This window comes from uncultured Veillonella sp. (assembly GCF_963543145.1).
Taxonomy (GTDB): Bacteria; Bacillota; Negativicutes; order Veillonellales; family Veillonellaceae; genus Veillonella.
The window spans coordinates 106289-129640 of sequence record NZ_CAUTZP010000002.1 but is presented as its reverse complement, the minus strand read 5'-3'; the positions used below and the strand labels follow the sequence as shown (position 1 = coordinate 129640).

The 23352-nt window shown below is 35.4% G+C and carries 16 protein-coding genes; 14 read left to right on the top strand and 2 right to left on the bottom strand.

What is annotated here, in order from left to right:
- Positions 1 to 58 precede the first annotated feature (58 nt).
- Both RWZ05_RS02250 and RWZ05_RS02245 read right to left on the bottom strand, forming a co-directional pair.
- Positions 59 to 1000: an ABC transporter substrate-binding protein gene (locus RWZ05_RS02250; RefSeq protein ID WP_314641683.1), complete on the bottom strand. Its 942-nt coding sequence runs from the start codon at positions 998 to 1000 to the stop codon at positions 59 to 61.
- A gap of 51 nt (positions 1001 to 1051) precedes the next feature.
- Positions 1052 to 2041 (bottom strand): sirohydrochlorin cobaltochelatase, encoded by a 990-nt coding sequence (locus RWZ05_RS02245; protein WP_314641681.1) that lies wholly within the window; start codon positions 2039 to 2041, stop codon positions 1052 to 1054.
- Positions 2042 to 2479: 438 nt separating this feature from the next.
- Between RWZ05_RS02245 and RWZ05_RS02240 the strand changes: the two genes are divergently transcribed.
- From RWZ05_RS02240 to mraZ, 14 genes are all read left to right on the top strand, one after another.
- Positions 2480 to 3361, top strand: a complete 882-nt coding sequence (locus tag RWZ05_RS02240; protein ID WP_314641679.1) for a sirohydrochlorin cobaltochelatase — start codon at positions 2480 to 2482, stop codon at positions 3359 to 3361.
- 204 nt (positions 3362 to 3565) lie between these two features.
- A complete protein-coding gene (locus RWZ05_RS02235) occupies positions 3566 to 4420 on the top strand; it encodes a sirohydrochlorin cobaltochelatase (RefSeq protein ID WP_314641677.1) in 855 nt (284 codons plus the stop codon).
- Between the two features lie 86 nt (positions 4421 to 4506).
- Entirely contained in the window at positions 4507 to 5214 is a 708-nt protein-coding gene (gene cobI / locus RWZ05_RS02230) for a precorrin-2 C(20)-methyltransferase (RefSeq protein WP_105085826.1), read from the top strand.
- A gap of 29 nt (positions 5215 to 5243) precedes the next feature.
- Entirely contained in the window at positions 5244 to 6623 is a 1380-nt protein-coding gene (locus tag RWZ05_RS02225) for a cobyrinate a,c-diamide synthase (protein ID WP_314641675.1), read from the top strand.
- A gap of 2 nt (positions 6624 to 6625) precedes the next feature.
- Entirely contained in the window at positions 6626 to 7168 is a 543-nt protein-coding gene (gene cobO / locus RWZ05_RS02220) for a cob(I)yrinic acid a,c-diamide adenosyltransferase (RefSeq protein ID WP_314641672.1), read from the top strand.
- Positions 7169 to 7390: 222 nt separating this feature from the next.
- On the top strand, positions 7391 to 7780 hold the full coding sequence (locus tag RWZ05_RS02215; protein WP_314641669.1) for a class II SORL domain-containing protein: 390 nt from the start codon (positions 7391 to 7393) through the stop codon (positions 7778 to 7780).
- Between the two features lie 190 nt (positions 7781 to 7970).
- On the top strand, positions 7971 to 9200 hold the full coding sequence (locus RWZ05_RS02210; RefSeq protein ID WP_314641666.1) for an aspartate kinase: 1230 nt from the start codon (positions 7971 to 7973) through the stop codon (positions 9198 to 9200).
- Positions 9201 to 9207: 7 nt separating this feature from the next.
- Positions 9208 to 9525: a hypothetical protein gene (locus tag RWZ05_RS02205; RefSeq protein WP_314641663.1), complete on the top strand. Its 318-nt coding sequence runs from the start codon at positions 9208 to 9210 to the stop codon at positions 9523 to 9525.
- Between the two features lie 141 nt (positions 9526 to 9666).
- Positions 9667 to 12576, top strand: coding sequence for an insulinase family protein (locus RWZ05_RS02200; protein WP_314641661.1), 2910 nt, complete (start codon positions 9667 to 9669; stop codon positions 12574 to 12576).
- Between the two features lie 79 nt (positions 12577 to 12655).
- Positions 12656 to 13621, top strand: a complete 966-nt coding sequence (gluQRS, locus tag RWZ05_RS02195; protein WP_314641658.1) for a tRNA glutamyl-Q(34) synthetase GluQRS — start codon at positions 12656 to 12658, stop codon at positions 13619 to 13621.
- A gap of 128 nt (positions 13622 to 13749) precedes the next feature.
- Positions 13750 to 14124: a CoA-binding protein gene (locus RWZ05_RS02190; RefSeq protein ID WP_314641656.1), complete on the top strand. Its 375-nt coding sequence runs from the start codon at positions 13750 to 13752 to the stop codon at positions 14122 to 14124.
- Between the two features lie 9 nt (positions 14125 to 14133).
- On the top strand, positions 14134 to 14454 hold the full coding sequence (trxA, locus tag RWZ05_RS02185) for a thioredoxin (RefSeq protein ID WP_005386226.1): 321 nt from the start codon (positions 14134 to 14136) through the stop codon (positions 14452 to 14454).
- Between the two features lie 379 nt (positions 14455 to 14833).
- Positions 14834 to 22606: an ESPR-type extended signal peptide-containing protein gene (locus RWZ05_RS02180; protein WP_314641653.1), complete on the top strand. Its 7773-nt coding sequence runs from the start codon at positions 14834 to 14836 to the stop codon at positions 22604 to 22606.
- 311 nt (positions 22607 to 22917) lie between these two features.
- A complete protein-coding gene (gene mraZ / locus RWZ05_RS02175) occupies positions 22918 to 23349 on the top strand; it encodes a division/cell wall cluster transcriptional repressor MraZ (RefSeq protein WP_314641652.1) in 432 nt (143 codons plus the stop codon).
- Positions 23350 to 23352 lie beyond the last annotated feature (3 nt).

The window sequence follows — 23352 nt, the reverse complement described above, 5'->3', positions numbered from 1 at the left end:
AAAGGGACTATAACGGAATGTGGTGAATACATTCTGCTATAGTCCCTTTTATTTGTTTTTAAAATGTCACATCTATACCGTACGCTTCTTTTACGAGGCGAGCCATAGCTTCAGGTGTTTGAAGACCTGGATTCAATAAGAATAGTTTAGAAGGTAAATAAATAACGCGGTTGTTTTGTACAGCTTTCAAATTAGCCCATGCAGGATTATCTGTCATGGATTTTTTCATAGCTTTCGTAATTTCTTCTTCTTTGCCCATTGTTACAATAAAGATAATATCTGGATCATCTGCTGCCAATGTTTCTAAAGAATAAGGTACCGTTTTATCCGTCGTCGCTTTGTCTAAATGCGTAGATACAACATTTGTCATGCCTAAGTCTTTTACCATGGAAGCCGTAATAGCTGCATCTGTTTCAGCAGTTACGCCTTTACCAGTAGCACGCAATACGGCTACACGAGCTGGTTGTTGTGCTTTAACTGCATCTTTTACTTTATTTACATTGCTTTCATAGGTATTAGCTAATGCAGCAGCCTTATCCTCGTGATTTGTGAGGGCCCCTAAGAACTTGATGAGTGGCACATTATCCTTGATGCCATCATAGTTAATTAATACGGTTGGGATTTTACTTGATTGTAGTTGTGCTTCATATTTTTTATGTTGATTTTCAAGCCCTAAGACTACATCTGGATTAAGTCCGAGTAATTGCTCCATGTTAATATTTGCCGTTTGGCCAAGCGATGGTAGAGCTTCAATTTCAGTTGGTAATTTATCAGTAGTACTCACACGACTAATAGCTTTACCATCTACAGCATAGAGCATAGATAATATAGAATTAGATAAGACTGCAATTTTTTGAGGATCCTTTGGTACCGTATAAGTTTGACCATTAAAGGTCAATTCTTTTGTAGTAGCAGAAGAGCTGGATGTGGATTTACCACACCCAGCTAGTGCTAGTACAATCATAACCAAAGCGATACTACCGAGTAGTAGTTTTTTCATGATGTACTCCTATGTACGTTCTAGAACGATACTAGTTAAATTGTAAACAGATTATTTTTCTAGAGCATCCCAAGCTTCGTTAGCGCGTTCTACGAAGATGTTGCGGATATTTTGGTTTTCACCAAGGCCATGAAGGTAAGTATCTACCTTGAAACCATCTTTTTCTAGGATGGATTTATGGGAATCTGGTTCAGCGCCTGCCATGTCATTATTAGCATGGTCGCCAGCTACCATCATGAATGGCATCAATGTAACATGTTTAATACCTTTAGCTTTTAATTGAGGTACGACTTGTTCAAGATTTGGAGTACCTTCTACAGTGTAGATGTATACATTGTTTAAGCCAAGGGAATGGATACGATCTTGGATTACAGAGTAGTAAGCATTGGAAGGATCTGGAGTACCATGAGCCATGATAAGAAGTGCATCTTCTTTACCTAATTTAGGGAATTGAGATTGAACGGCTTTAATTGTTTGTACAACTTCATCAGTTTGGCCTTCTTGACCCATCCAGTACATAAGTGGAGTGCCAAGTGTCATTTTCTTGAAGTTGTTTTTGTAAAGATTATAAACAGCTACGTCGTAGTTGTATTCCATACCAGGAATAACATCTAAAGATGTTAAAGCTACACGAGTGTAACCTTCAGCTTTTAATTGGTCTAACGCTTCTTCAGGTGTAGGATATGTAATACCTTCTTTTTGTTGGATACGATCGCGGATGATATGACTAGTGAAAGCTGTTACTACTTTTGTGTTTGGATGAGCTGCTTTAATAGCATCTACAGTAGCATCAATAGTTTTAGCACGAGTATCTTTGTAAGTTGTACCAAAGCTCATAACAACAATTGCATCTTTGTTTGGAAGATTTTGAAGTTCTTTAGTTTCATGTGTGCGAACACCAATAGTGGATGCCTCTTTCAATGCTGGTGTAGGATCTTTTACTTCTTCATTTAATTGGTATGCTGCGTTAGATACCACAGGTGCACCAATAGATACTGCTAGACCTAAGATGGCAGATGCTAATGCTAATTGTTTTTTCATTTTAATACTCCTATCCATAACTTAACTACAAGTTATGCAATAATTATCTTAGTAACCTCATATAATTTTATATAAAATTATAGTTTATAGATTACTATAGATTTATTGCATGTATATAACCTCAAGCCAATCGTAACAAAGGGGAAAAGGGGTGTCAATAAACCCCATACCCCTAGAAGTATAGAGAAATTAAGGGTTTTTTAATAAATTAATGTGATGAATATAGTATAGTAGTAGATTTTGGGAGTATATTCTTTTTGGTTATAAGGATATGAATGTGTGAATATATGAGGAATTTTTTCTTATTAGTGAAAATGGACTTTGATATTATTTCTCATTGACTTATAGTTGTGAATCTTGTACTATTATTACATAGTAGTTGATAACAATTTTCAGTTATGGAAATTGTTTCCTGTATGAGTAATATGGAGGTCACATATGAAAGGCATAATCATTGCATCCTTTGGATCAATTTACCAAGATGCTGTGGAGAAATCCATCGGCAGTATAGAGAAAAAAGTACGTTCCATCTATAGCGATATGGAGGTACGCCGTGTATTCTTATCTGATGCATTAGTAGAGAAGTGGAACGAGAAATACGATGATAAGATTTCTTCTTTCACAGAGGCTATGCAGAATTTCGCTCGCAAGGGCGTTGATGAGGTATACATTCAACCAATTACATTGGTAGCAGATCAGTGTTACCAACAAATGCGTAAACAAGCATTAAAGTTTTTACATAATAATGAATATGGTTTTAGCCAAGTGAACATTGGTAAGCCGTTACTTACGTCTTTAGGTGTAAAGAATTATGCTGACGATTACGAAGCTACATTAGAAAGTATTGTTCGCCACGTTAATACAAAAGCACTTAATAAATCTGTAGTGCTTATGGCGAATGGTCAAAATCAATTGGAATTCAGTACATTACAATTGAAAGCTATGTACGGCGCAGCACCAAATGTAGTGGTATTTACTACAAATGGTTTCCCTACGTTTAAACAAGCTCTTACTTTGTTAGATCGAATGGGGCATAAAGATTTACTAGTAGTGCCGTTGGCTCTTATTGGTTCTACACATTTAATGGACTACCTCGGCGGTGAGCGTTCTGACTCCATTTATGCATTGCTCGCTGAAGAAGGTTATAATGTAGATATTTGGAATGAAGGCCTTGGGGAAAACCCTTATGTACAAGATTTGTTCTTGAAACATTTAGGCCAAGCTATTCGCATGTCTGATCGGAAGCGTCCCATGCCACGTGAATCTGTAAAACCTGTCATGACAAATTCTCGTATAGAAGCACAAGGCATGATTTCTTAATACATACTATTACATAATTAGACATATCACTCCACTCCTTTCCATAAGTAAAACTCCTCCTTGTTGGATATCCAATGAGGAGGAGTTTTACTTTCACTATGAAAGATAAGAATAATTTCTAATTTATACGTACTACGGTATGCCCTGAAAAGGTTCTCTATGGTATGATTAAGTTACATTATTAATTGATATAAGGAGACTTTCATGAAACAAGCTATTTTAGTTGTTGCCTTTGGGTCCACTGTGGACAGTGCTCGTGAACATAATATTGATTCCGTAGTAGAACATATCCGTAAATCGTATCCGGACTATACTGTGGAGCTGGCGTTTTCCTCTCGCATCATCGTTAAGCGTTTACGTGAACGTGGTATTGAGGTTCCTACTGAACAAGGGGCGTTAGAAAAACTTATCCAAGAAGGGTATACACATGTGTATGTACAACCACTTCATTTCACTGGCGGTGAAGAGTTTGATAAATTGAAAAATAATATTCTTGCTCATGAAGGGGAAGGGCAGCTTGAAGTATTGCGCGTAGGAAGACCTCTTGTATACTATATGGGTCAAGAAGAGCATCCTGATGATTACCAAATTTTGATTGACCGTTTCATTAAATCTCTTAACATATCTAAGGACGATGGTTTATTGCTAGTTGGTCATGGTGGCCTTGGCTCTGGTAACTCCTCGTACGGTAATTTACAGTTTAAATTGATTCGTGATGGCCTTACAAATGTACGTATCGCTGTTTTAGAGAATGCTCCTTATGTGGCTGACGTAGCTATGCCATGGGAATGGCTTGATGGGAAGCGTCCTAATACAATTTACCTACATCCGCTATTATTAGTTTTAGGTGATCATGCACAAAATGATCTCTTTGGTGATGAAGAGGACAGTGTAGTGAATGAATTGACTGAGGCTGGTTATGAGGTTAAACCTATTAATGCTGGCCTAGGTGAGTACGAAGTTATCCAAGATATCTTCCGTCAACATTTACAAGACTGCATCGACGATTTGTATGGAAAACGTAGCCCACATCGCCCTGCAATTCCAAATATTAAATAGTGCTTTTGTATATCTTGCATAAATTAGTTATAATAAAAGATATTGCAATTATAAATAGACTGTAACTATAAGAATAGGAGTATCCCATGAAAGGTAAATTATATGGCATTGGCGTAGGCCCTGGTGATTCTGAATTGATGACTGTGAAAGCTGCTCGCATTGTAGGTGAAGCAGATATTATCATTACACCTAAAACAGAAAAGAAAGATGGTTCTGTAGCACTTAATATCGCATCCCCATATATTCAAGAACATACAGAAATCGTTCCTGTAGTATTTCCAATGGTTTTGGATGATGCTACACAAGAAGAAGGTTGGCAAGAAGCTAAACGCATTATCTTGTCTTACTTAGATCAAGGTAAAAGTGTTGTATTCTTAACATTGGGGGACCCTATGTTCTACAGCACATATATGTATGTATATCGATTGATTGAAAATACAGGACATGAAATTGAAACAATTCCTGGCGTTACTGCATTCTGTGCTATTGGTTCTCACCTTGGTTATCCAATTGTAGAGAAAGAAGAAGTATTAGCAATCGTTCCTGCTACAGCACCTAAAGAAAAAATTGATGCAGTATTGGCTGTAGCTGATGATGCGGTAATCATGAAAGTATATAAAAACTTTGATGAAGTACAAGAAACATTGCTTAAGCACAACATGGCAGATGATGCGGTTATGATTAGCCGTGTAGGTTTGCCGGATGAGCAAGTATACGTTGGCCTTGATAACATGCCAAAAGATACTAAGCTCAACTACTTATCTACAATCCTTGCAAAACGTAAGGACCGTTAACAAACACGTCGTATTACGAGGTAATATCTATGAACACAGTACAGATTCCATGTGTTGTCATTGCTGGCACTAACTCTGGTGTAGGTAAAACAACTATCGTAGCGGGCTTATTGGCTGCTTATGCAAATGGTGGACGTACGGTGCAATCCTTTAAAGTGGGCCCGGATTATATTGATCCGGGCTTTCATAAAATTGCATCCGGCCGTGACAGCTATAATTTAGATACGTGGCTCGTGCCACCTCACAAATTAAATCCTTTCTTTGCTACTATGGCGCATGGCGTAGACCTTGCTATTATTGAAGGCGTTATGGGCCTTTATGATGGCGGTCGAGAAGGTGTTAGTTCTACAGCTCAAATTGCTAAGCAATTGAATGCGCCTGTGGTGCTTGTTATCGATTGCAAGGCCATGGGTGAAAGTGCAGCCGCTATTGCTAAAGGTTTCCGTGATTATGATCCAGAGGTAAACTTTGGTGGCGTCATCTTGAACCGTTTAGGCTCTGCCAACCACGAGCGCATGATTCGTGAAGGGATGGATAAAATAGGTGTACCTGTTATTGGTGCTATTTATCGAGATGATCGTATGCACTCTCCTGAGCGTCATTTAGGACTCACACCGGTTACTGAGATTGACCCAACAGAGGCAATCAACACGATTCGTGAGGCCGTAGAGAAAATGGTAAATCTAGATCAATTGTTAGATATTGCATCTAGTGCACCGGCTATTGAGTTACCAGAAGCTGTAGATGCTAAATCCGTTGAAAAGCGAGTTAAAATTGGTGTAGCCTATGATGAGGCATTCTCTTTCTACTATCCAGCAAGTTTAGCTGCCTTAGAAGAGAAGGGCGCCGAGCTCGTTTATTTTAGTCCTCTCAATGATTTAGTGATTCCCGAAGTCGACGGGCTAGTATTTGGTGGTGGCTTCCCTGAAATGTTCTTATTCCAATTATCTAGCAATGAATCTATGAAAGAGTCTATCCGCCACGCTAACAAAGCGGGTATGCCAATTTATGCTGAGTGTGGTGGCCTTATGTACCTTTGTGAAACGATTCACGACTTTGAAGGTTCTGTATATGAAACAGTAGGGATTGTACCGGCTAACTGTATAATGCAAGAAAAACTGCAAAAGGTTGGCTATGTTACGGCTACGGCTAAAAGAGATACTTTATTAGGGGACGCAAATACATCCCTTCGTGGGCATGAGTTCCATTTTTCCATTATGGAGCCTACAGTAGAAGACTTCCCGTGGGCATTTCATTTAGAAGGGGGCCGCAAACCTCAATCGTATGATGGCGGCTATGCTACTGATAATGTATTAGCATCCTATTTACATTTGAACTTTGCTGGTTCTGATGAAGTGGCGCAACACTTTGTAGATACATGTGCTACGTATAAAGCTAAAAGGAGCTAATTATGAGTGAACGAGGCTTAATCTTAGTAAATACTGGCAATGGTAAAGGTAAAACTACGGCCGCTTTAGGTGTTGCATTGCGTGCCGTTGGTCAAGGTTTTAAGGTTCTCATACTACAATTTATTAAAAGTGGGAATGGCTATGGTGAATTAGCAGGTCTCGCTAAATTAGGTGACCAAGTAGAAATACGCTCCATGGGAAAAGGCTTTATCTACTATAAACGTGATGAAGTAGGAGCGGCGGAGCTCGCTAGACATAAAGAGGCAGCTCAAATTGCTTGGCATACTTTGGTAGAGGAAGTAAACTCTGATACATGGGATCTTATCATTATGGATGAAATCAATAATGCCATTAATTACGAGCTTATTGATGTAAACTCTGTAGTAGATATGCTAAAGAATAAACCAGAACGACTTCACGTAGTTTTGACGGGCCGCTATGCTAAACCAGAAATTATTGAAATAGCGGATACGGTAACAGAAATGAACGTAGTAAAGCATGCCTATGAAAAGGGCATTAAGGCTGCTAAAGGTATTGAGTTTTAAGTATATATACTTACATCTTAATGAAATTGCATAAAATATCTAAAAGGCATGTGTAATAGTGCATTTAGCAACTCATGTTTTATTTAGCTAAAAATAAATCTAAAAGTTTCGAAAAAGAACTTGCTAAAACTATATCGAAAATGTATAATATAGTCATAAGCACAGTAGTGCTCAATATTCTTGACATTAAGTATGTATATAACAATAACCAGGAGGTTAACTATGGCTGTACATGATTACATTAAATCTGGCGATTTCGCTACTGAAAAACACGTTCCTGTTATCGAAACAGTTGACACTGTAAAAGCAGGTGAAACTTTCCACGTAACTTTGTCCGTAGGTAAAGACATTGCACATCCAAACACTGTAGAACATCACATTGATTGGATTAAATTGTACTTCGTAGCTGAAGGTACTCAATTGCCATTCGAAGTTGGCACTATCGCGTTCAACGTTCATGGTGACGGTGCAACTGCAAACGAAGGCCCTGTACACGCAATTTCTGAAGGTACATTAGCAGTTTCCTTGAACAAATCCGGTAAATTGATTGCTGTTTCTTACTGCAACATCCACGGTTTGTGGGAATCTGAAAAAGAAATTACAGTTGCTTAATTAACTTAATCAACTTATAAAGACCAGCCTTAGGGCTGGTCTTTTTTCATACATTTTAATGTCCGCATAAAAAGGAGTTTTGTGTTCTCCGAGTGGAGTAGTTGCTATACATCCCTTTACAGTGCTATTTGTTTATGGTAAAGTATATGCATATTGATTTTTAGTAGAATAAGTTAAATGAGGGATTATTGTGGCCTTAATCGTTAAAAAATTTGGTGGTAGTTCCGTAGCTACACCAGAAAAAATATTTAATATTGTTGATCGCGTCCTTCGTGAGAAGAAAGCAGACGATAAAATCGTTCTCGTCGTATCTGCCATGGGTGATACAACTGATGATTTGGTAGCATTGGCAAAACAAGTTACATCTAAGCCGTATGGTCGTGAAATGGACCGCTTGTTATCTACAGGTGAACAAGTAACGATTGCATTGATGGCAATGGCTTTTAACGAACGTGGTCATAAATCTGTATCCTTAACAGGTGACCAAGCAGGTATTACAAGTAGTGATACTTTCAATAAAGGCCGCATCTTGGGTGTTGACCCAAATCGCGTATTTGAAGCGTTAGACGAAGGCAACATCGTAGTTGTTGCTGGTTTCCAAGGTATTACTGAATATGGTGATATGGTTACATTAGGTCGTGGTGGCTCTGATACAACTGCTGTTGCATTAGCAGGCGCTATGAAGGCTGATGTATGTGAAATCTTCACAGATGTTGAAGGCGTTTACTCTACAGACCCTCGCGTTGCAAAAGAGGCTTTCAAATTAGAAGAAGTAACGTATGGCGAAATGCTTGAAATGGCTCGTCTTGGTGCAGGTGTAATGCAGCCACGTGCCGTAGAAATGGGTTTCCGTTATGGTGTACCTATTCACGTACGTTCAACATTTAGTGATAATACAGGTACTATTATTCGGGAGGATTATACTGTGGAAGCAAATAAACACGTAATTACTGGCGTAGCAGATGATACTAATACGGCAAAAGTAGCCCTTGTTGGCGTTGAAAATAAACCAGGTGTTGCAGCAACTGTATTCAAAGCGTTGGCTGCGAAAAACGTAGACGTAGATATGATTGTTCAATCTATCCGTTCCGTCGGTGAACCAAAAACTGACCTTATCTTTACTGTAGCTATGGATGACGTAGTTTTGGCGCGCGAAGTATTGGAAGAATTGCAAAAAACAGTTGATATTGAAGCTGTTAATATCGACGAACGGATGGCAAAAGTTTCTATTATTGGCGCTGGTATGTTAGGTCAACCTGGCGTAGCTGCGCAAATGTTTGATATTTTGAGCCAAGAAGGTATTAATATCGAAATCATTTCTACTTCTGAAATTAGTATTTCCTGTCTTGTTGCTGAAGACCGTGTAAAAGATGCTGTTCGCGTAATTCACAACGGCTTATTATTAGACCAAAGAGGTTAATCTATTCATGGATAGTCTACGTAGTTTTATGGATGAAATGCTCAATGACCAAGGTCGTAAGGAAGGTTTCATTAGCGATCTACTAGGAAATCTAAAAAATCAGCCTATTCCAACATTGGAACAAGCTCAAACTGGTTATACTACGGTAAGTAATTTACATGGTATCTTCTACGATTATGATAAAGCAGAGGTTACTATTTCTTATAAGGTAGTACCGGATATGTATCAACCCTATACATTGAGCTTTGTACAATTTCAAGCTGTACTAGAAGGATTATTAACCTTGCGCCGCAATCAAAAGTGGCAAATGCAACATAATACATAATATGAACCCCATGGGCGGTACAGCCTATGGGGTTTTGTAATTCGATAATTATTCTTAACATCTATATATAGAGTCGTCGATATGATATAATAAATTATTAAGAAAGAAATTAATTATATTTATATAGAAAGAAGGGACAGCATGGAAATAAATAAGGTTTATTCTGGCTTTCGCCTTGACCGCATTGAGCGCATTGATGAAATCAATGGTACCGCTTATGAAATGAAGCATGAAAAGTCTGGTGCACGATTAATTTATATTGATTCACCAGATTCTAATAAAGTATTCAATATTGCTTTTAGAACAACACCTCACAATAGTACTGGTGTAGCACATATTATGGAGCACTCCGTATTATGTGGTTCTCGTAAGTTTCCTTTGAAAGAGCCTTTTGTAGAGCTCGTAAAAGGTTCTTTGAATACGTTCTTAAACGCCATGACATATCCTGATAAGACAATGTATCCTGTGGCGAGTAAGAACGATAAAGACTTCCACAACTTAATGGACGTGTACCTTGATGCAGTATTGTATCCTCGTGTACGTGATGATGCAGAAATTGTCATGCAAGAAGGTTGGCATTATGAGCTAGATCATGCCGATGATGAGCTTACCTATAAAGGCGTTGTATTTAATGAGATGAAGGGCGTGTACTCTTCTCCTGATTCCGTATTAGAGCGTCAAATGATGCGCGAGCTTTTCCCAGATACTACTTATGGAGTTGATTCTGGTGGGGATCCTGATTATATTACAGATTTAACATATGAAGAATTCCAAGAGTTCTATCGCGTTCATTATCATCCATCTAATAGTTATATCTTCTTGTATGGTGATATGAATATTGAAGAACAACTAGCATTCTTGAATGATGAATATTTAAGTCACTTTGATGCTATTGAGGTTAATACTGAGGTAGGTTTACAAGTTCCATTTACAGAAGGTAAAGTGGTAAGTTATCCATATAGTGTAGGTTCTGAGGAACCAACAGATAATCGTACTTTGCATTCCTTTGCCTATGTATTACCTAGTGTGACGCCTGAGCATAGCTTAGCCTTTGAGGTTTTAACACATGCTTTATTAACGTCCCCAGCAGCGCCTTTAAAACAGGCTTTGGTGAAAGCAGGTATCGGCTCTGACGTGAGTGGCTATTATTTAGATAGCATTCGCCAACCTATTTGGACTGTACAAGCAACTGGATCTAATCTAGATAAACAAGCTGACTTGCAACGCATTGTAGAATCTACATTACAAGAGCTTTGTGATAAAGGTTTAGATAAAGAATTATTAGAAGCTTCTTTAAATAGCATTGAGTTTGCTCTTCGTGAAAGTGACTTTGGTGGTCGTCCAATCGGCCTTGCCTATGTCATCCGCATGATGGATAATTGGTTATACGATAATGATCCACTTGAGCTTTTACACTACGAAGAAGCATTAGCTAACATTCGAAAGGGCATAGCTGGTACGTACTTTGAAGATTTGATTCGTCAATCTATTTTACATAATAATCACAAAGTACTCGTATCTATCTATCCTGAACGTGGACTTCAAGAGCGCAAAGATGCAGAGGTTAAAGAACATTTAGCTGCTGTAAAAGCGAATATGACCAAAGAGGAGATTGATGCGATTGTAGAGCAAACAAAACGCCTTAAAATCCGTCAAGAAACTCCAGATAGTGAAGAAGCGTTGGCATCGATTCCATTGCTTGAGTTATCTGATTTAAACCCTAATATTGAAGCTGTAGAACGCCGTGAAAGCAAGATTGGTAATACGAAAGTACATTTTGTGCCTACTTTCACGAAAGGCATTAACTATGTAGGTCTATACTTTAACCTAAGTTGCCTCACAGAGGATGAATTGTTCTACGCAGATATTTTAAGTGATATCATTGGTCGTATTGATACATCTGAACGGGGCTATGAAGCGTTGGCTAAAGATATCAATATGAATCTTGGCGGTTTGAGCTCTGATATTACAGCCATCAGCAAAGATGGTAAGCGCGATGAATTTACACCGCTTATGATTGTACGGGCTAAAGCATTGCATTCTAAATTGCCTGATTTATGCCGCTTGATTAATGAAGTCGTACAAAAAGCTGATTATAGTGATGATCGTCGTTTGACTGAGCTTGTTCAAGAAAGCAAAGCTATTTGGGATAACGAAGCATTCCGTCGCGGTAACTCCATCGTAAGCCAACGCGTTATGGCGCAAGTGTCCGCAGTTGGTAAATTTAGAGATAATGGGAACTTTGGTTACTATCAAAAGATTAGCGAATTAGCTTCTAACCCAGCAGCCTTACCATTGTTGCCAGAAAAACTAGGTGATGTAGCTCGTAAGATTTTCCGTGCTAACAACGTAGATATTATGTTCGTTGGTGAAGAAGGCGAATTAGAGGCTTTTGAAAACCTAATGAAACCATTAGTTGAAACTTGGGATACTACTGAGTTAAGCAATGATGCATTACAAATTACTCGACTTTCTGGTAATGACGGTATCGTTACAGCTGGTAAGGTGCAATATGTAGCACAAGGTGGTAATTTCGTCGATCATGGGTATAAACACGTTGGTCCCATGAGTGTATTAGAAACGATCTTACGTTATGAGTACCTTTGGATTCGTATTCGTGTTCAAGGTGGTGCTTATGGTGCCTTTGCTAATTTCTATGACGATGGCAATATGATTTTCTGTAGCTATCGCGATCCAAATTTGGTAGAAACATTGAATGTGTACAAAGAGTTACCTCAATACCTTCGTGAGTTTACCTTAACTGATCGTGAAATGCGTAAATATATTATTGGTACGATGAGCTCCTTAGACTTGCCTATGACTCCAGCCTTGCGTGGACCTCGTGCAATGGGGCTGTACTTTAGCGGTGCTAAACTAGAGGATAAGGTTGAGTTCCGTAAACAAGTTATTGCTTGTAAGCCAGAGGATATTGTTGCTTTAGCAGATGTGGTTGAACCTGTGCTAAAGGATAATCATATTTGTACAATGGGTAACGAACAAAAAATTAAAGACGCTGGTAATGTATTCGATAATATCATTTCTTTAGGTTAATTATTTAATATTATATAGTGGCATATTCTGTTTAATGGTACAGAGTATGCCACTTGTTTTGTAATCTAGGAGGGCTAGTATGAAAGGTCGGTTTGCACCAAGCCCAACAGGATATATTCATCTTGGCAATGTTTGGATTGCTTTATTATCATATATTTCTACGAGACAGCAAAAGGGAACTTATGTAGTTCGAATGGAGGATATAGATCTTCAACGTTCTAAACGGGAATTAGGGGAAGCACTCTTAGATGATTTAGAATGGCTTGGTTTTGAATGGGATGAAGGGCCTCGTATTGGCGGCTCAGAATCAACATATTGGCAAAGTGAACGACAAGATTACTATGCTAATGTATTAGAATGTCTTGCATTAGAAAAACTAATTTATCCTTGTTTCTGTAATAGAACACGGTTACAATCTATAGCCTCGGCTCCTCATATAGGTGAAATAATTCATCGTTATGATGGCAAATGTCGACATTTGAGTAAGAGGGATATAGATGAATTATACTCTATGAAAGAACCTTCATTACGTCTAGCTGTAGATTCCTGTAACCTTGAGTTTGAGGATCGTTGGCAAGGTACGCAGCATATTCACTTAGACGGTGAATTAGATGATTATGTATTACGTCGTGGTGATGGTATGTATGCTTATAATTTAGCAGTTGTCTTAGATGATATAGCAATGGGAATAACTGAAATTATTCGTGGTGATGATTTACTTGATACAACAGGGCAGCAATTATATTTGTATAAAACATTACAACAATGTTATCCCCATAAGCATATAGAGGTTCCTAAGTATGGTCATGCACCACTTTTGGTAGATATAGATGGGCATAGACTCTCTAAGCGTCAAAAGAGTATTACAATCCGAGAACTCAAAGCACAACAATGGTCTGCGTCTAGAATTTTAGGGGAATTAGCCATTGTAGGTGGGCTTATAGATGGTTCTAGGTATACTCATCGAGAAATAAGCCTTTCTGATTTAATTCATTTAGACCTATCGGTTTCAGGTTTGAGGCAAAAAACAATTGTCATTAAATGATGAGCGATCAATTGATTTTAGTTCTAAAATGTTTGCTAAAAGAGTATAATTCATTAATTATAAAATTCGATATATTACATTGACAAAATTCGATATTTATTTATAATAATATATAAGAGGTGGTCGTAATGACAATTCAACAAGCTTTAGATCAAAAAGTGTGGGCCGTTATTGGAGCCACTCATAAAACCGAAAAGTTCGGCTATAAGATTTATAAATGTCTTAAAGATCACGGATATGAAGTATATCCAGTTAATCCTAATATTGCAGAAATAGATGGAGATATATGTTACTCTAGTCTTTCTGCACTCCCTGTTGTACCAGCTGTTGTGGATTTTGTTGTACCAGAAGCAGCAGGCTTGGCTGCATTAGATGAATGTAAAGAACTTGGCATTTCTACTGTGTGGTTGCAACCAGGAGCGGATAAACCATCTGTTGTTGAAAAAGCACATGCTTTAAACCTGCATGTCATTCAAGATTGTGTATTAGTTCAATTACCGTAGGAGGGTACAATGAGCGAATTAAAAGAATTAAAAACTGCTGAATATCAAGATTTAGTTAATCAAGGTGGCGTTACTGTTATTGATTTCTGGGCTCCATGGTGCGGTTATTGCGTACGTATGATGCCAATCATCGAAGAAATTGCTGGTGAGCTTGAAGGTAAAGCTAACTTTGTAAAAGTAAATGCTGATGAAGAACCAGAATTAGCACGTAATTTACAAGTTGAAGTATTGCCTACATTTGTTATCTTAAAAGATGGCGAAGTAGTAGATCGTAAAATTGGTTTCTTACCAAAAGGCGATCTTCAAGGTGCTATTGAATCTAAATTCTAATAATCGAAATAAAACGATATAAATAGAGACAAAAAACCCTCATCAATGTATAAAGTATACATTGATGAGGGTTTTTTCATATTTTCTATAGAAGTGAATAAAAATAATATTCTAAAAATTAAATAATTTTAAAAATTAAAATTTCATTTTATGAAATAATATTATATTAAATACACAGTAAAAATGCATATTTGTGATGGCTTTTTTATGAGTGAAAAATGAAGCATAAGTTTAACTTATTAATTTTTTTATAGAGTTTTAAAAAAATGTATGGTAATATTAAGTTAAATATTGTGAATGTTTAGTGAAAAAGAGTGCAATATTTGATTTATTTCTTCATTGTGGGGTGAGAGCCACAAATGTTGGGAGGGAACTTAATATGAATAAGGTATTCAAAGTTGTATGGAGTGCAACTAAGCACGCTTACGTTGTAACGTCTGAGTTGGCTAAGTCACATCAAAAATCCGCTACTACAATTGTAGCAGCAGTTATTTTGGCGGCTAGCTTTTCTGGAGGTGTTGCTAATGCATCCAGCCCTGAGGATTGGGCTAGAGCTGATCTTATTGGTAGCCAAAGATGGTTGACACCAGATCAAAATGCATGGGGACACAATCAAAATCAACATCAAGTGGATCCAGAACAATTAGATCAACAGCAACAACAACAGCAACAACAGCAGCAATGGCAACAACAAGTGCCACAGCAACAACAACAGCAGCAACAAAGACGTCCACGTCCACAAGTGCCGCAACAACAGCAACAATGGCAACAAGACCAACAACAATGGCAACAACAAGAACCTAAAAAAGACGGTTCTAATGGGAACACTGTAATTAACAATTATTATACAGTTGTAACTACTGATGTTAAGAATGTTAAGAAAAATACAAATAATATTAATATTCTTAACCAAAAGGTGGAAAAGAATACTTCTAATATTACAAACATTAATAATAACGTTGAGAGTGTAAAAACTGACATTATAGGTATTAAATCCGATATTACTACTATCAATGCTAAAGTTGATAAAAATAGTAAAGATATCGAAGGCCTAAAAGGTAAAGTTGGCACTCAAATTACTAATATTCAACAAGATATTACTAATATTAATAATAATATCGATGCTAGATTTACAGAAATCAACAATAACATCGACACAAGAATCAATAATCAAGTTACTAACATCACGAATAATGTTGTTAATAATGTAAACACTAATATCGATGCAAGTGTTAAAAAACACATCGAAGCTAATAATACTAATATTATTAACCAAGTAAATCAAAATATTAACACTGAAATTCAAAATAATAACACTACAATTTTAAGCAAAGTTGATGAGCGAATTGAAAACAACAATACAACTATTATCAATAATGTTAACAAAGATGTAGATGTTAAAATTGCTGATATTAAAACAAATATCAACAATGTAAAAACTGAGTTAAACAACAATATCACTAATGTTAAGACTGAGTTGAATAATAATATTAACAACGTTGATGTTAAAGTTAACGACAACAAAAAAGCTATCAATAATTTAACTGTTAATGTTAACAATAATAGCAAAGCTATTAATGATTTGACTGCTAAAGTTGAAGAGAATACCAATAACATTACTTTCAACAATACTATAGCGATGGAAAACCGCAAAGGTATCGGTGATAACAAAAAAGCTATCGGTGAAAATAAAAAAGCCATCGAAGACTTGAAAGGTAAAGTTGGTACAACGATTACTAACATCAATACAACTATTGACAATAAAATTACTGAAAATAACACAAAAATCATTAATGAAGTCAATAAAAATGTAGATGCTAAGATTGATGCAGTTAAAGTAGACATTACAAAGATTAATAACTCTGTAAGTAATGTAAGTGCAAAAGTTGATACTAATACAACTAACATCACTAATAACACTACAAATATTAACAAAAATTCTACTGCAATTACTGAATTGAATGCTAAAGTTGATAAAAATCATACTGATTTGATGAATCGTTTCAACTATCATAATGATGCGTTGAGCAATCATGAAGGTCGCATCCAGGCGCTTGAACAAGATAATAAAACTATCAAAACTGATGTATCCAACACTCAAAACCAAGTTAATATCAACACTAAAGATATTGCTGATTTAAAAGGTAAAGTTGGCCAAAATATTGGTAATGTTCAAGTAGATATTAAAGATATTAAAAACAATATCACTAATATCAATAGCAAAGTAGAAGCAAATGCAACTGCAATTAATAACGTTAATGTAAAAGTTGATGGTGTTAAAGGGGACTTGGATGGTCTTAAAGGTCGTGTAGATCGCCATGATCAAAGTTTAGAATACTTACATGATAATATTAATGATAACTCTACACGTATCTCCGTTGTAGAAGATGGCGTAAAAGCTAATAAAAAAGCTATCGATGAGTTAAAAGGTCATGTTGGCAATCAAATCACAAATATCGAAAATACAATTACTAATAAAATTAACGAAAACAATACAGTAATTAACAAAACTATCGATAATAAGATTGAAGCTAACAACACTACTATTATTAATAAAGTAGATCAAAATATTGATGCAAAGATTACTGAAAATAATAAAGTAATCAACACTAATATCAACAACGTAAACGTTAAAGTTGATGGTATTAAAGGTGACTTGGATGGTCTTACTAAACGTGTAGATAAAGCGGAAAACGATATCAACGTAGCAGGTACAATTGCTATTGAAAACCGTAAATTCATTGGGGACAACAAAAAAGCTATCGATGAATTAAAAGGTCATGTTGGCACACAAATCACAAATATCGAAAACACAATTACTAATAAAATCAACGAAAACAACACAGTAATTAACAAAACTATCGATAATAAGATTGAAGCTAACAACACTACTATTATCAATAAAGTAGATAACAATATTGACGCTAAGATCAATGCTAATAACACAACAATCATCAATAAAGTAGATCAAAATATTGATGCAAAAATCACTGAAAATAATAAAGTGATTAATAATAATATCAACAACGTAAACGTTAAAGTTGATGGTGTTAAAGGTGATTTAGATGGCCTTAAAGGTCGTGTAGATCGTCATGATGAACGTTTAGACTACTTACAAGGTAATATTGTAGATAACTCTACACGTATTACTGTAGTAGAAGATGGTGTTAAAGCTAACGCTAAAGATATCAATGTAGTTGGCACTATCGCTATGGAAAATCGTCAATTCATCGGTGATAACAAAGCTGCTATTGATAAAAATACAAAAGCTATTGATGCATTAAAAGGTCAAGTTGGCACTACAATTAAAAATATCGAAACTACAATTAATAACAAAATTACAGAAAACAATGTAACTATTAATAAAAATATCGATACTAAGATTGAAGCTAACAATACTGTTATCAACCAAAACATTGATAATAAAATTAACAGCAATAATACAACAATCATCAATAAAGTAGATCAAAACATTGATGCAAAAATCAATGCTAATAACACTACTATTCTTAACAAAGTTGATCAAAACATCGATGTAAAAATCAATGAAAATAACAAACAAATCAACAACACAATCAATACTAAGATTGGGGATGTAAATGTTAAGATTGATGGCGTTAAAGGTGACTTGAATGGTCTTAAAGGTGATTTAGATGGCCTTAAAGGTCGTGTAGATCGTCATGACCAACGTTTAGACTACTTACAAGGTAACATTGAGGATAACTCCACACGTATTTCCGTAGTTGAAGATGGTGTGAAAGCTAATGCAAAAGATATTAATGTAGTTGGTACAATTGCAATGGAAAACCGTCAATTCATTGGCGATAATAAAGTTGCTATTGCAAACAATACTAAAAATATCAATATCAATGCTAAAGCTATCGATGAGTTAAAAGGTCAAGTAGGTCAATCCTCTACAGTTATCAATGATATTAAGAAACAAGTTACTAATATCAACGGTAAAGTAGAAAACAATTCTACAAATATTGCTAAAAATACTACAGCAATTAACAACGTAAATGTTAAAGTTGATGCTAATGCAAACGCTATCGTAGACAATAGCAAACGTATCGATGCAACTAATATGAAAGTAGATGCTAATACTACTAACATTGCTAAAAATACTACAGCAATTAACAACGTAAACGTTAAAGTTGATGGTGTTAAAGGTGATGTAGAAGGCTTGAAAGGCCGTGTTGATCGTCATGACCAACGCTTAGATTACCTACAAGACAATATTGTAGATAACTCTACTCGTATTACAGCAGTAGAAGATAGTGTTAAAGTAAATACTACTAATATTGCTAACAATGCTGCAAATATCCAAGCGAATGTAATAGCAATTGCGGATAATAGCAAACGTATTACAGAAAATACTACAAACATTGCTAACAATACAACAGCAATCAACAATGTAAACGTTAAAGTTGATGGAGTTAAAGGTGACTTGAAAGACCTTACTGCTAAAGTTGAACAAAATACTAAAGATATCAACGTAGCAGGTACAATTGCTCTTGAAAACCGTAAATTCATAGGCGATAACAAAGCTGCTATTGCAAATAACACTACAAATATTAATGTTAATGCAAAAGCTATCGATGAATTAAAAGGTCAAGTAGGTAAATCTTCTACCGTAATCAACGATATTAAAAACCAAATCACTAATATCAACGGTAAAGTAGAAAATAATGCTACTAACATTGCTAACAATGCTACAAACATTCAAACTAATGTAGTGGCAATTGCTGACAATAGTAAACGTATCAATGAAAATACTACAAATATTACTAATAACACAACAGCTATTAACAATGTAAACGTAAAAGTTGACGGTGTTAAAGGTGATTTGGATGGTCTTACTAAACGTGTAGATCAAAATGAAAAAGATATCAATGTAGCTGGTACAATTGCTATCGAAAACCGTAAATTCATTGGCGATAACAAAAAAGCTATTGATGAATTAAAAGGTCAAGTTGGTAATACAGTTAAAAATATCGAAACTACTATTAATAACAAAATTACTGAAAACAATGTAGTTATTAATAAAAATATCGATACTAAGATTGAAGCTAACAACACTGTAATTAACCAAAACATTGCAAATGCAATCAACGAAAATAACACAACAATCATTAACAAAGTTGATAAATCTGTAGATGTTAAGATCGCTGAAAATAACAAAACGATTAACAATACAATCAACAATGTAAATGTTAAAGTTGACGGTGTTAAAGGTGATTTGGATGGTCTTACTAAACGTGTTGACCAAAATGAAAAAGATATCAATGTAGCTGGTACAATTGCTATCGAAAACCGTACATTCATTGGCAATAACAAAGCTGCTATCGACAAGAATGCAAAAGCTATTGCTGAATTGAACGGTAAAGTTGGTACTACCATTACTAACATTGAATCTACTATTAACAACAAGATTGAAGCTAACAATACTACAATTCTTAACAAAGTAGATCAAAATATCGATGCTAAGATTACTGCTAATAACACAACAATCATTAACAAAGTTGATAAAAACATCGATGTAAAAATCAATGAAAATAACAAAGAAATCAACAATACAATAAATACTAAGATTGGTGATGTAAATGTTAAGATTGACGGTGTTAAAGGTGATTTGGATGGTCTTACTAAACGTGTAGATCGTCATGATGAACGTTTAGATTACTTACAAGGCAATATTGTAGAACATTCTGGACGCATTAGTGCTAATGAAGATGCTATTAAGAAATTACAAGGTCAAGTTGGTACAACTGTTACTAATGTTGAAAATACAATTAATGCTAAGATTGAAGCTAACAACACTGTAATTAACCAAAACATTGCAAATGCAATCAATGAAAACAACACAACAATCATTAACAAAGTTGACAAAAATATTGATGCTAAGATTACTAATAACAACATAGAAATCAATAAAACTATCAACAGTATAGTTAATGAAGTAAATGTTAAAGTTGATGCTAACGCAAAAGCAATCGTTGATAATAGCAAAGCTATTACTGACATTAAAGCTAATGTGACAAACATCAGTAATAAAGTAGATGTTAACACTGCAGATATTAAAGCTATTCGCACAGATGTAACTAATAACACTACTAATATTGCTAATAACACTGCAGCTATTGCTAATGTAAGTAAACAAGTTACAAATAATACAACTAATATTTCTAACAATGCAACAGCTATTGCAAACATTAGTAAACAAGTCGCTGGTAACACAGCTAATATTACAGATGTAACTGCTAAAGTAAATGCTAATACTGGTCGTATTGAATCTAATACAACGGCTATTAATAACTTGACTGGTAAAGTTGATGCTAATTCTCAAGCTATTGAATCCTTGAAAGGTCAAGTTGGTAAAGGCAATACTACAATCGTTAATGTCGCTCAAAAAGTAGAAAATATTACTCAAAACATTAACGCTCAAAATAGTAACATTCAAGCTAATACTGTAAATATTCAAAACAATACTTCCAATATTAATAACATTAAAGCTAATGTTGTAAATGTTGAAAAAAATGTAAACAATATTAAAGCTGATGTAACAGTAGTAAAAGCTGATATCACAAACATCAATGCTAAGGTTGATCAAAAAATCAATATTGTAAATAACAATATCAACAACATTAGTGCTAAAGTTGATAAACAACTTAATATTGTAAATAACAATATTACTAATGTTCAAAATGATGTGAAGAATATTGATGCAAAAGTTACTAACATTGATAATAAAGTAACTACTATTGACAACAAATTGACTGATATTGATGTAAGAGTAAATAATCAAAATACTGTAATCAACAATATCAAAACTGATGTAACTGGCTTGAAAGACCAAGTTGGCAAAAACACCGAAGCAATCAAAAACTTACAAAACGTAAGTGTTGATGTAAGCAAAGTGAAAGAACAAGTGAATGCAAATACTCAAAAAGCAAATGCTAATGAAGAACGCATTAAAAATGTTCAAAGCCAAGTTTCTGTTAATACTGAAGCAATCAAACATAACACTGAAAACATCAATATTAACAAAGCAGCGATCAAACAAAATGCAGAAGCAATTCAAAACACTAATGTAACAGTACAAAAAGTAATCAACAAAGTTGATGAACATAGCAAAGTTATTAACGATGTATCTAAACAAGTTAATACTAATACAACTAATATTGCTAATATTAATAATGTTGTTAACCAAAATACGACTAATATTACGAATGTAACTAACCAAGTTAATACAAATACAAGCAATATTAGTAAAGTATCTAATCAAGTTAATACAAATATTGCTAACATCAACACTCTCAATGCTAAGGTAGATACTAATATTACAAATATTACTAAAGTAGATAATCGTGTAACAGAAGTAGCAACTCAAGTTAATGAAAATACTAAATTAACTAAAGCTGTTGGTACTCTAGCATTAGAAAATCAAGAAAAGGTTAGTGTATTAGGTTTACAAGTAAACAAAAATACTCAAGACATTTCTGATGTAAATAACAAAGTTGATGAAAATGTTAAATTAACTAAAGCTGTTGGTACATTGGCATTAGAAAATCATGAAAAAGTTAATGTATTAGGATTACAAGTAGATAAAAATACTCAAGACATCGGTACATTGGCTGAAGCTGCAAACTATAGCTTGAAAGCTTCTAACGTAGCTCTTCAAGACCATGCAACTCTTGTTCAACACGATGCTCAAATCGCAGAAAACTCTCGCCGTATTAGTAGCGTAGAACGCGATGTTAAAGTAGTGGGTGCTAATGCAGCAGCATTGGCAGCATTGAAACCTATCGAATATCACGAAGGTCAAAAAGCTCAAATCATGGCCGCTGTTGGTACTTACAAAGGTAAAACATCTACTGCATTGGGTGTAGCTCATTATGCAAACCCTGATTTGTTAATCCATGCTGGCGCAGCTTATGGTGGTGACCATAGCGTAATGGCAAATGCTGGTGTAACAATCGGTATCGGTAGTGCTCCTACAGCTCCTAAAGCATCCCCAGCAACTGTAAAAGTTCTTGAGGATAAAGTGGCTGATTTACAAGCTCAAAATAAAGAAATCCGTGATCTTCTTGATAAAGTGCTTGCACAACAACCACAACAAGCTCCACAAGCAGCTGTAAAAACAACTAAATAATTAGCCTCCCAATTGATAGATTAATTCTTTGATCTATCGTAGGTATAGAAACCGCGTAACAGAAATGTTACGCGGTTTTCTTTTTTGTGATATAAATTTTGTGTTGTTGTGGTAAATAGTGGTTTTTAACAGCTACTTTTAGTTTTATATTCGAACATATGTATTGTAGAAAAAAGAAGAAAAATAGAGATTGAATAAGAAAAATATAAAAAAGTGGGTTAAAAATGGAAAATTTGTTGTTAAAGGTGGGGAATTGTGGTAGAATTTACCATATAGTGGTGGATAAGGAATAGTAAAGGGCGGTGATACGTATGTTCATGGGAGAATATAATCACACCATTGATACAAAAGGGCGGATGATTATACCTGCCAAAATACGTGAACAATTAGGCGATTTGTGCATTGTCACAAAAGGATTAGATGACTGCTTAGCTATTTACACACAAGAGGCGTGGAAGAAAATTTCTGATGCCTTACAAGCACAATCCTCCACTAAAGCTAGCGTACGTGCCTTAAAACGTTTTGTTTTCGGTAGTGCTGCTGAGCTTGAATATGATAAACAAGGTCGTGTCCTCATTCCTGTGCCACTACGTGAATATGCGAGCCTTGATAAACAGGCCGTTATTGTCGGTGCTGGGGATCACGTTGAAATTTGGAGCCGCGAAAAATACGATTACTATGATGATCAAGTGGCTGAAAGTATGGAAGAATTAGTCGAAGGGCTTGAAGGGATTATGTTATAGGAG

Bases quoted from the DNA above. Each gene is read 5' to 3' on its own strand.
- RWZ05_RS02250 (WP_314641683.1), bottom strand. From the start codon at position 1,000: ATGAAAAAACTACTACTCGGTAGTATCGCTTTGGTTATGATTGTACTA.
- RWZ05_RS02245 (WP_314641681.1), bottom strand. From the start codon at position 2,041: ATGAAAAAACAATTAGCATTAGCATCTGCCATCTTAGGTCTAGCAGTA.
- RWZ05_RS02240 (WP_314641679.1), top strand. From the start codon at position 2,480: ATGAAAGGCATAATCATTGCATCCTTTGGATCAATTTACCAAGATGCT.
- RWZ05_RS02235 (WP_314641677.1), top strand. From the start codon at position 3,566: ATGAAACAAGCTATTTTAGTTGTTGCCTTTGGGTCCACTGTGGACAGT.
- cobI (WP_105085826.1), top strand. From the start codon at position 4,507: ATGAAAGGTAAATTATATGGCATTGGCGTAGGCCCTGGTGATTCTGAA.
- RWZ05_RS02225 (WP_314641675.1), top strand. From the start codon at position 5,244: ATGAACACAGTACAGATTCCATGTGTTGTCATTGCTGGCACTAACTCT.
- cobO (WP_314641672.1), top strand. From the start codon at position 6,626: ATGAGTGAACGAGGCTTAATCTTAGTAAATACTGGCAATGGTAAAGGT.
- RWZ05_RS02215 (WP_314641669.1), top strand. From the start codon at position 7,391: ATGGCTGTACATGATTACATTAAATCTGGCGATTTCGCTACTGAAAAA.
- RWZ05_RS02205 (WP_314641663.1), top strand. From the start codon at position 9,208: ATGGATAGTCTACGTAGTTTTATGGATGAAATGCTCAATGACCAAGGT.
- RWZ05_RS02200 (WP_314641661.1), top strand. From the start codon at position 9,667: ATGGAAATAAATAAGGTTTATTCTGGCTTTCGCCTTGACCGCATTGAG.
- gluQRS (WP_314641658.1), top strand. From the start codon at position 12,656: ATGAAAGGTCGGTTTGCACCAAGCCCAACAGGATATATTCATCTTGGC.
- RWZ05_RS02190 (WP_314641656.1), top strand. From the start codon at position 13,750: ATGACAATTCAACAAGCTTTAGATCAAAAAGTGTGGGCCGTTATTGGA.
- trxA (WP_005386226.1), top strand. From the start codon at position 14,134: ATGAGCGAATTAAAAGAATTAAAAACTGCTGAATATCAAGATTTAGTT.
- RWZ05_RS02180 (WP_314641653.1), top strand. From the start codon at position 14,834: ATGAATAAGGTATTCAAAGTTGTATGGAGTGCAACTAAGCACGCTTAC.
- mraZ (WP_314641652.1), top strand. From the start codon at position 22,918: ATGTTCATGGGAGAATATAATCACACCATTGATACAAAAGGGCGGATG.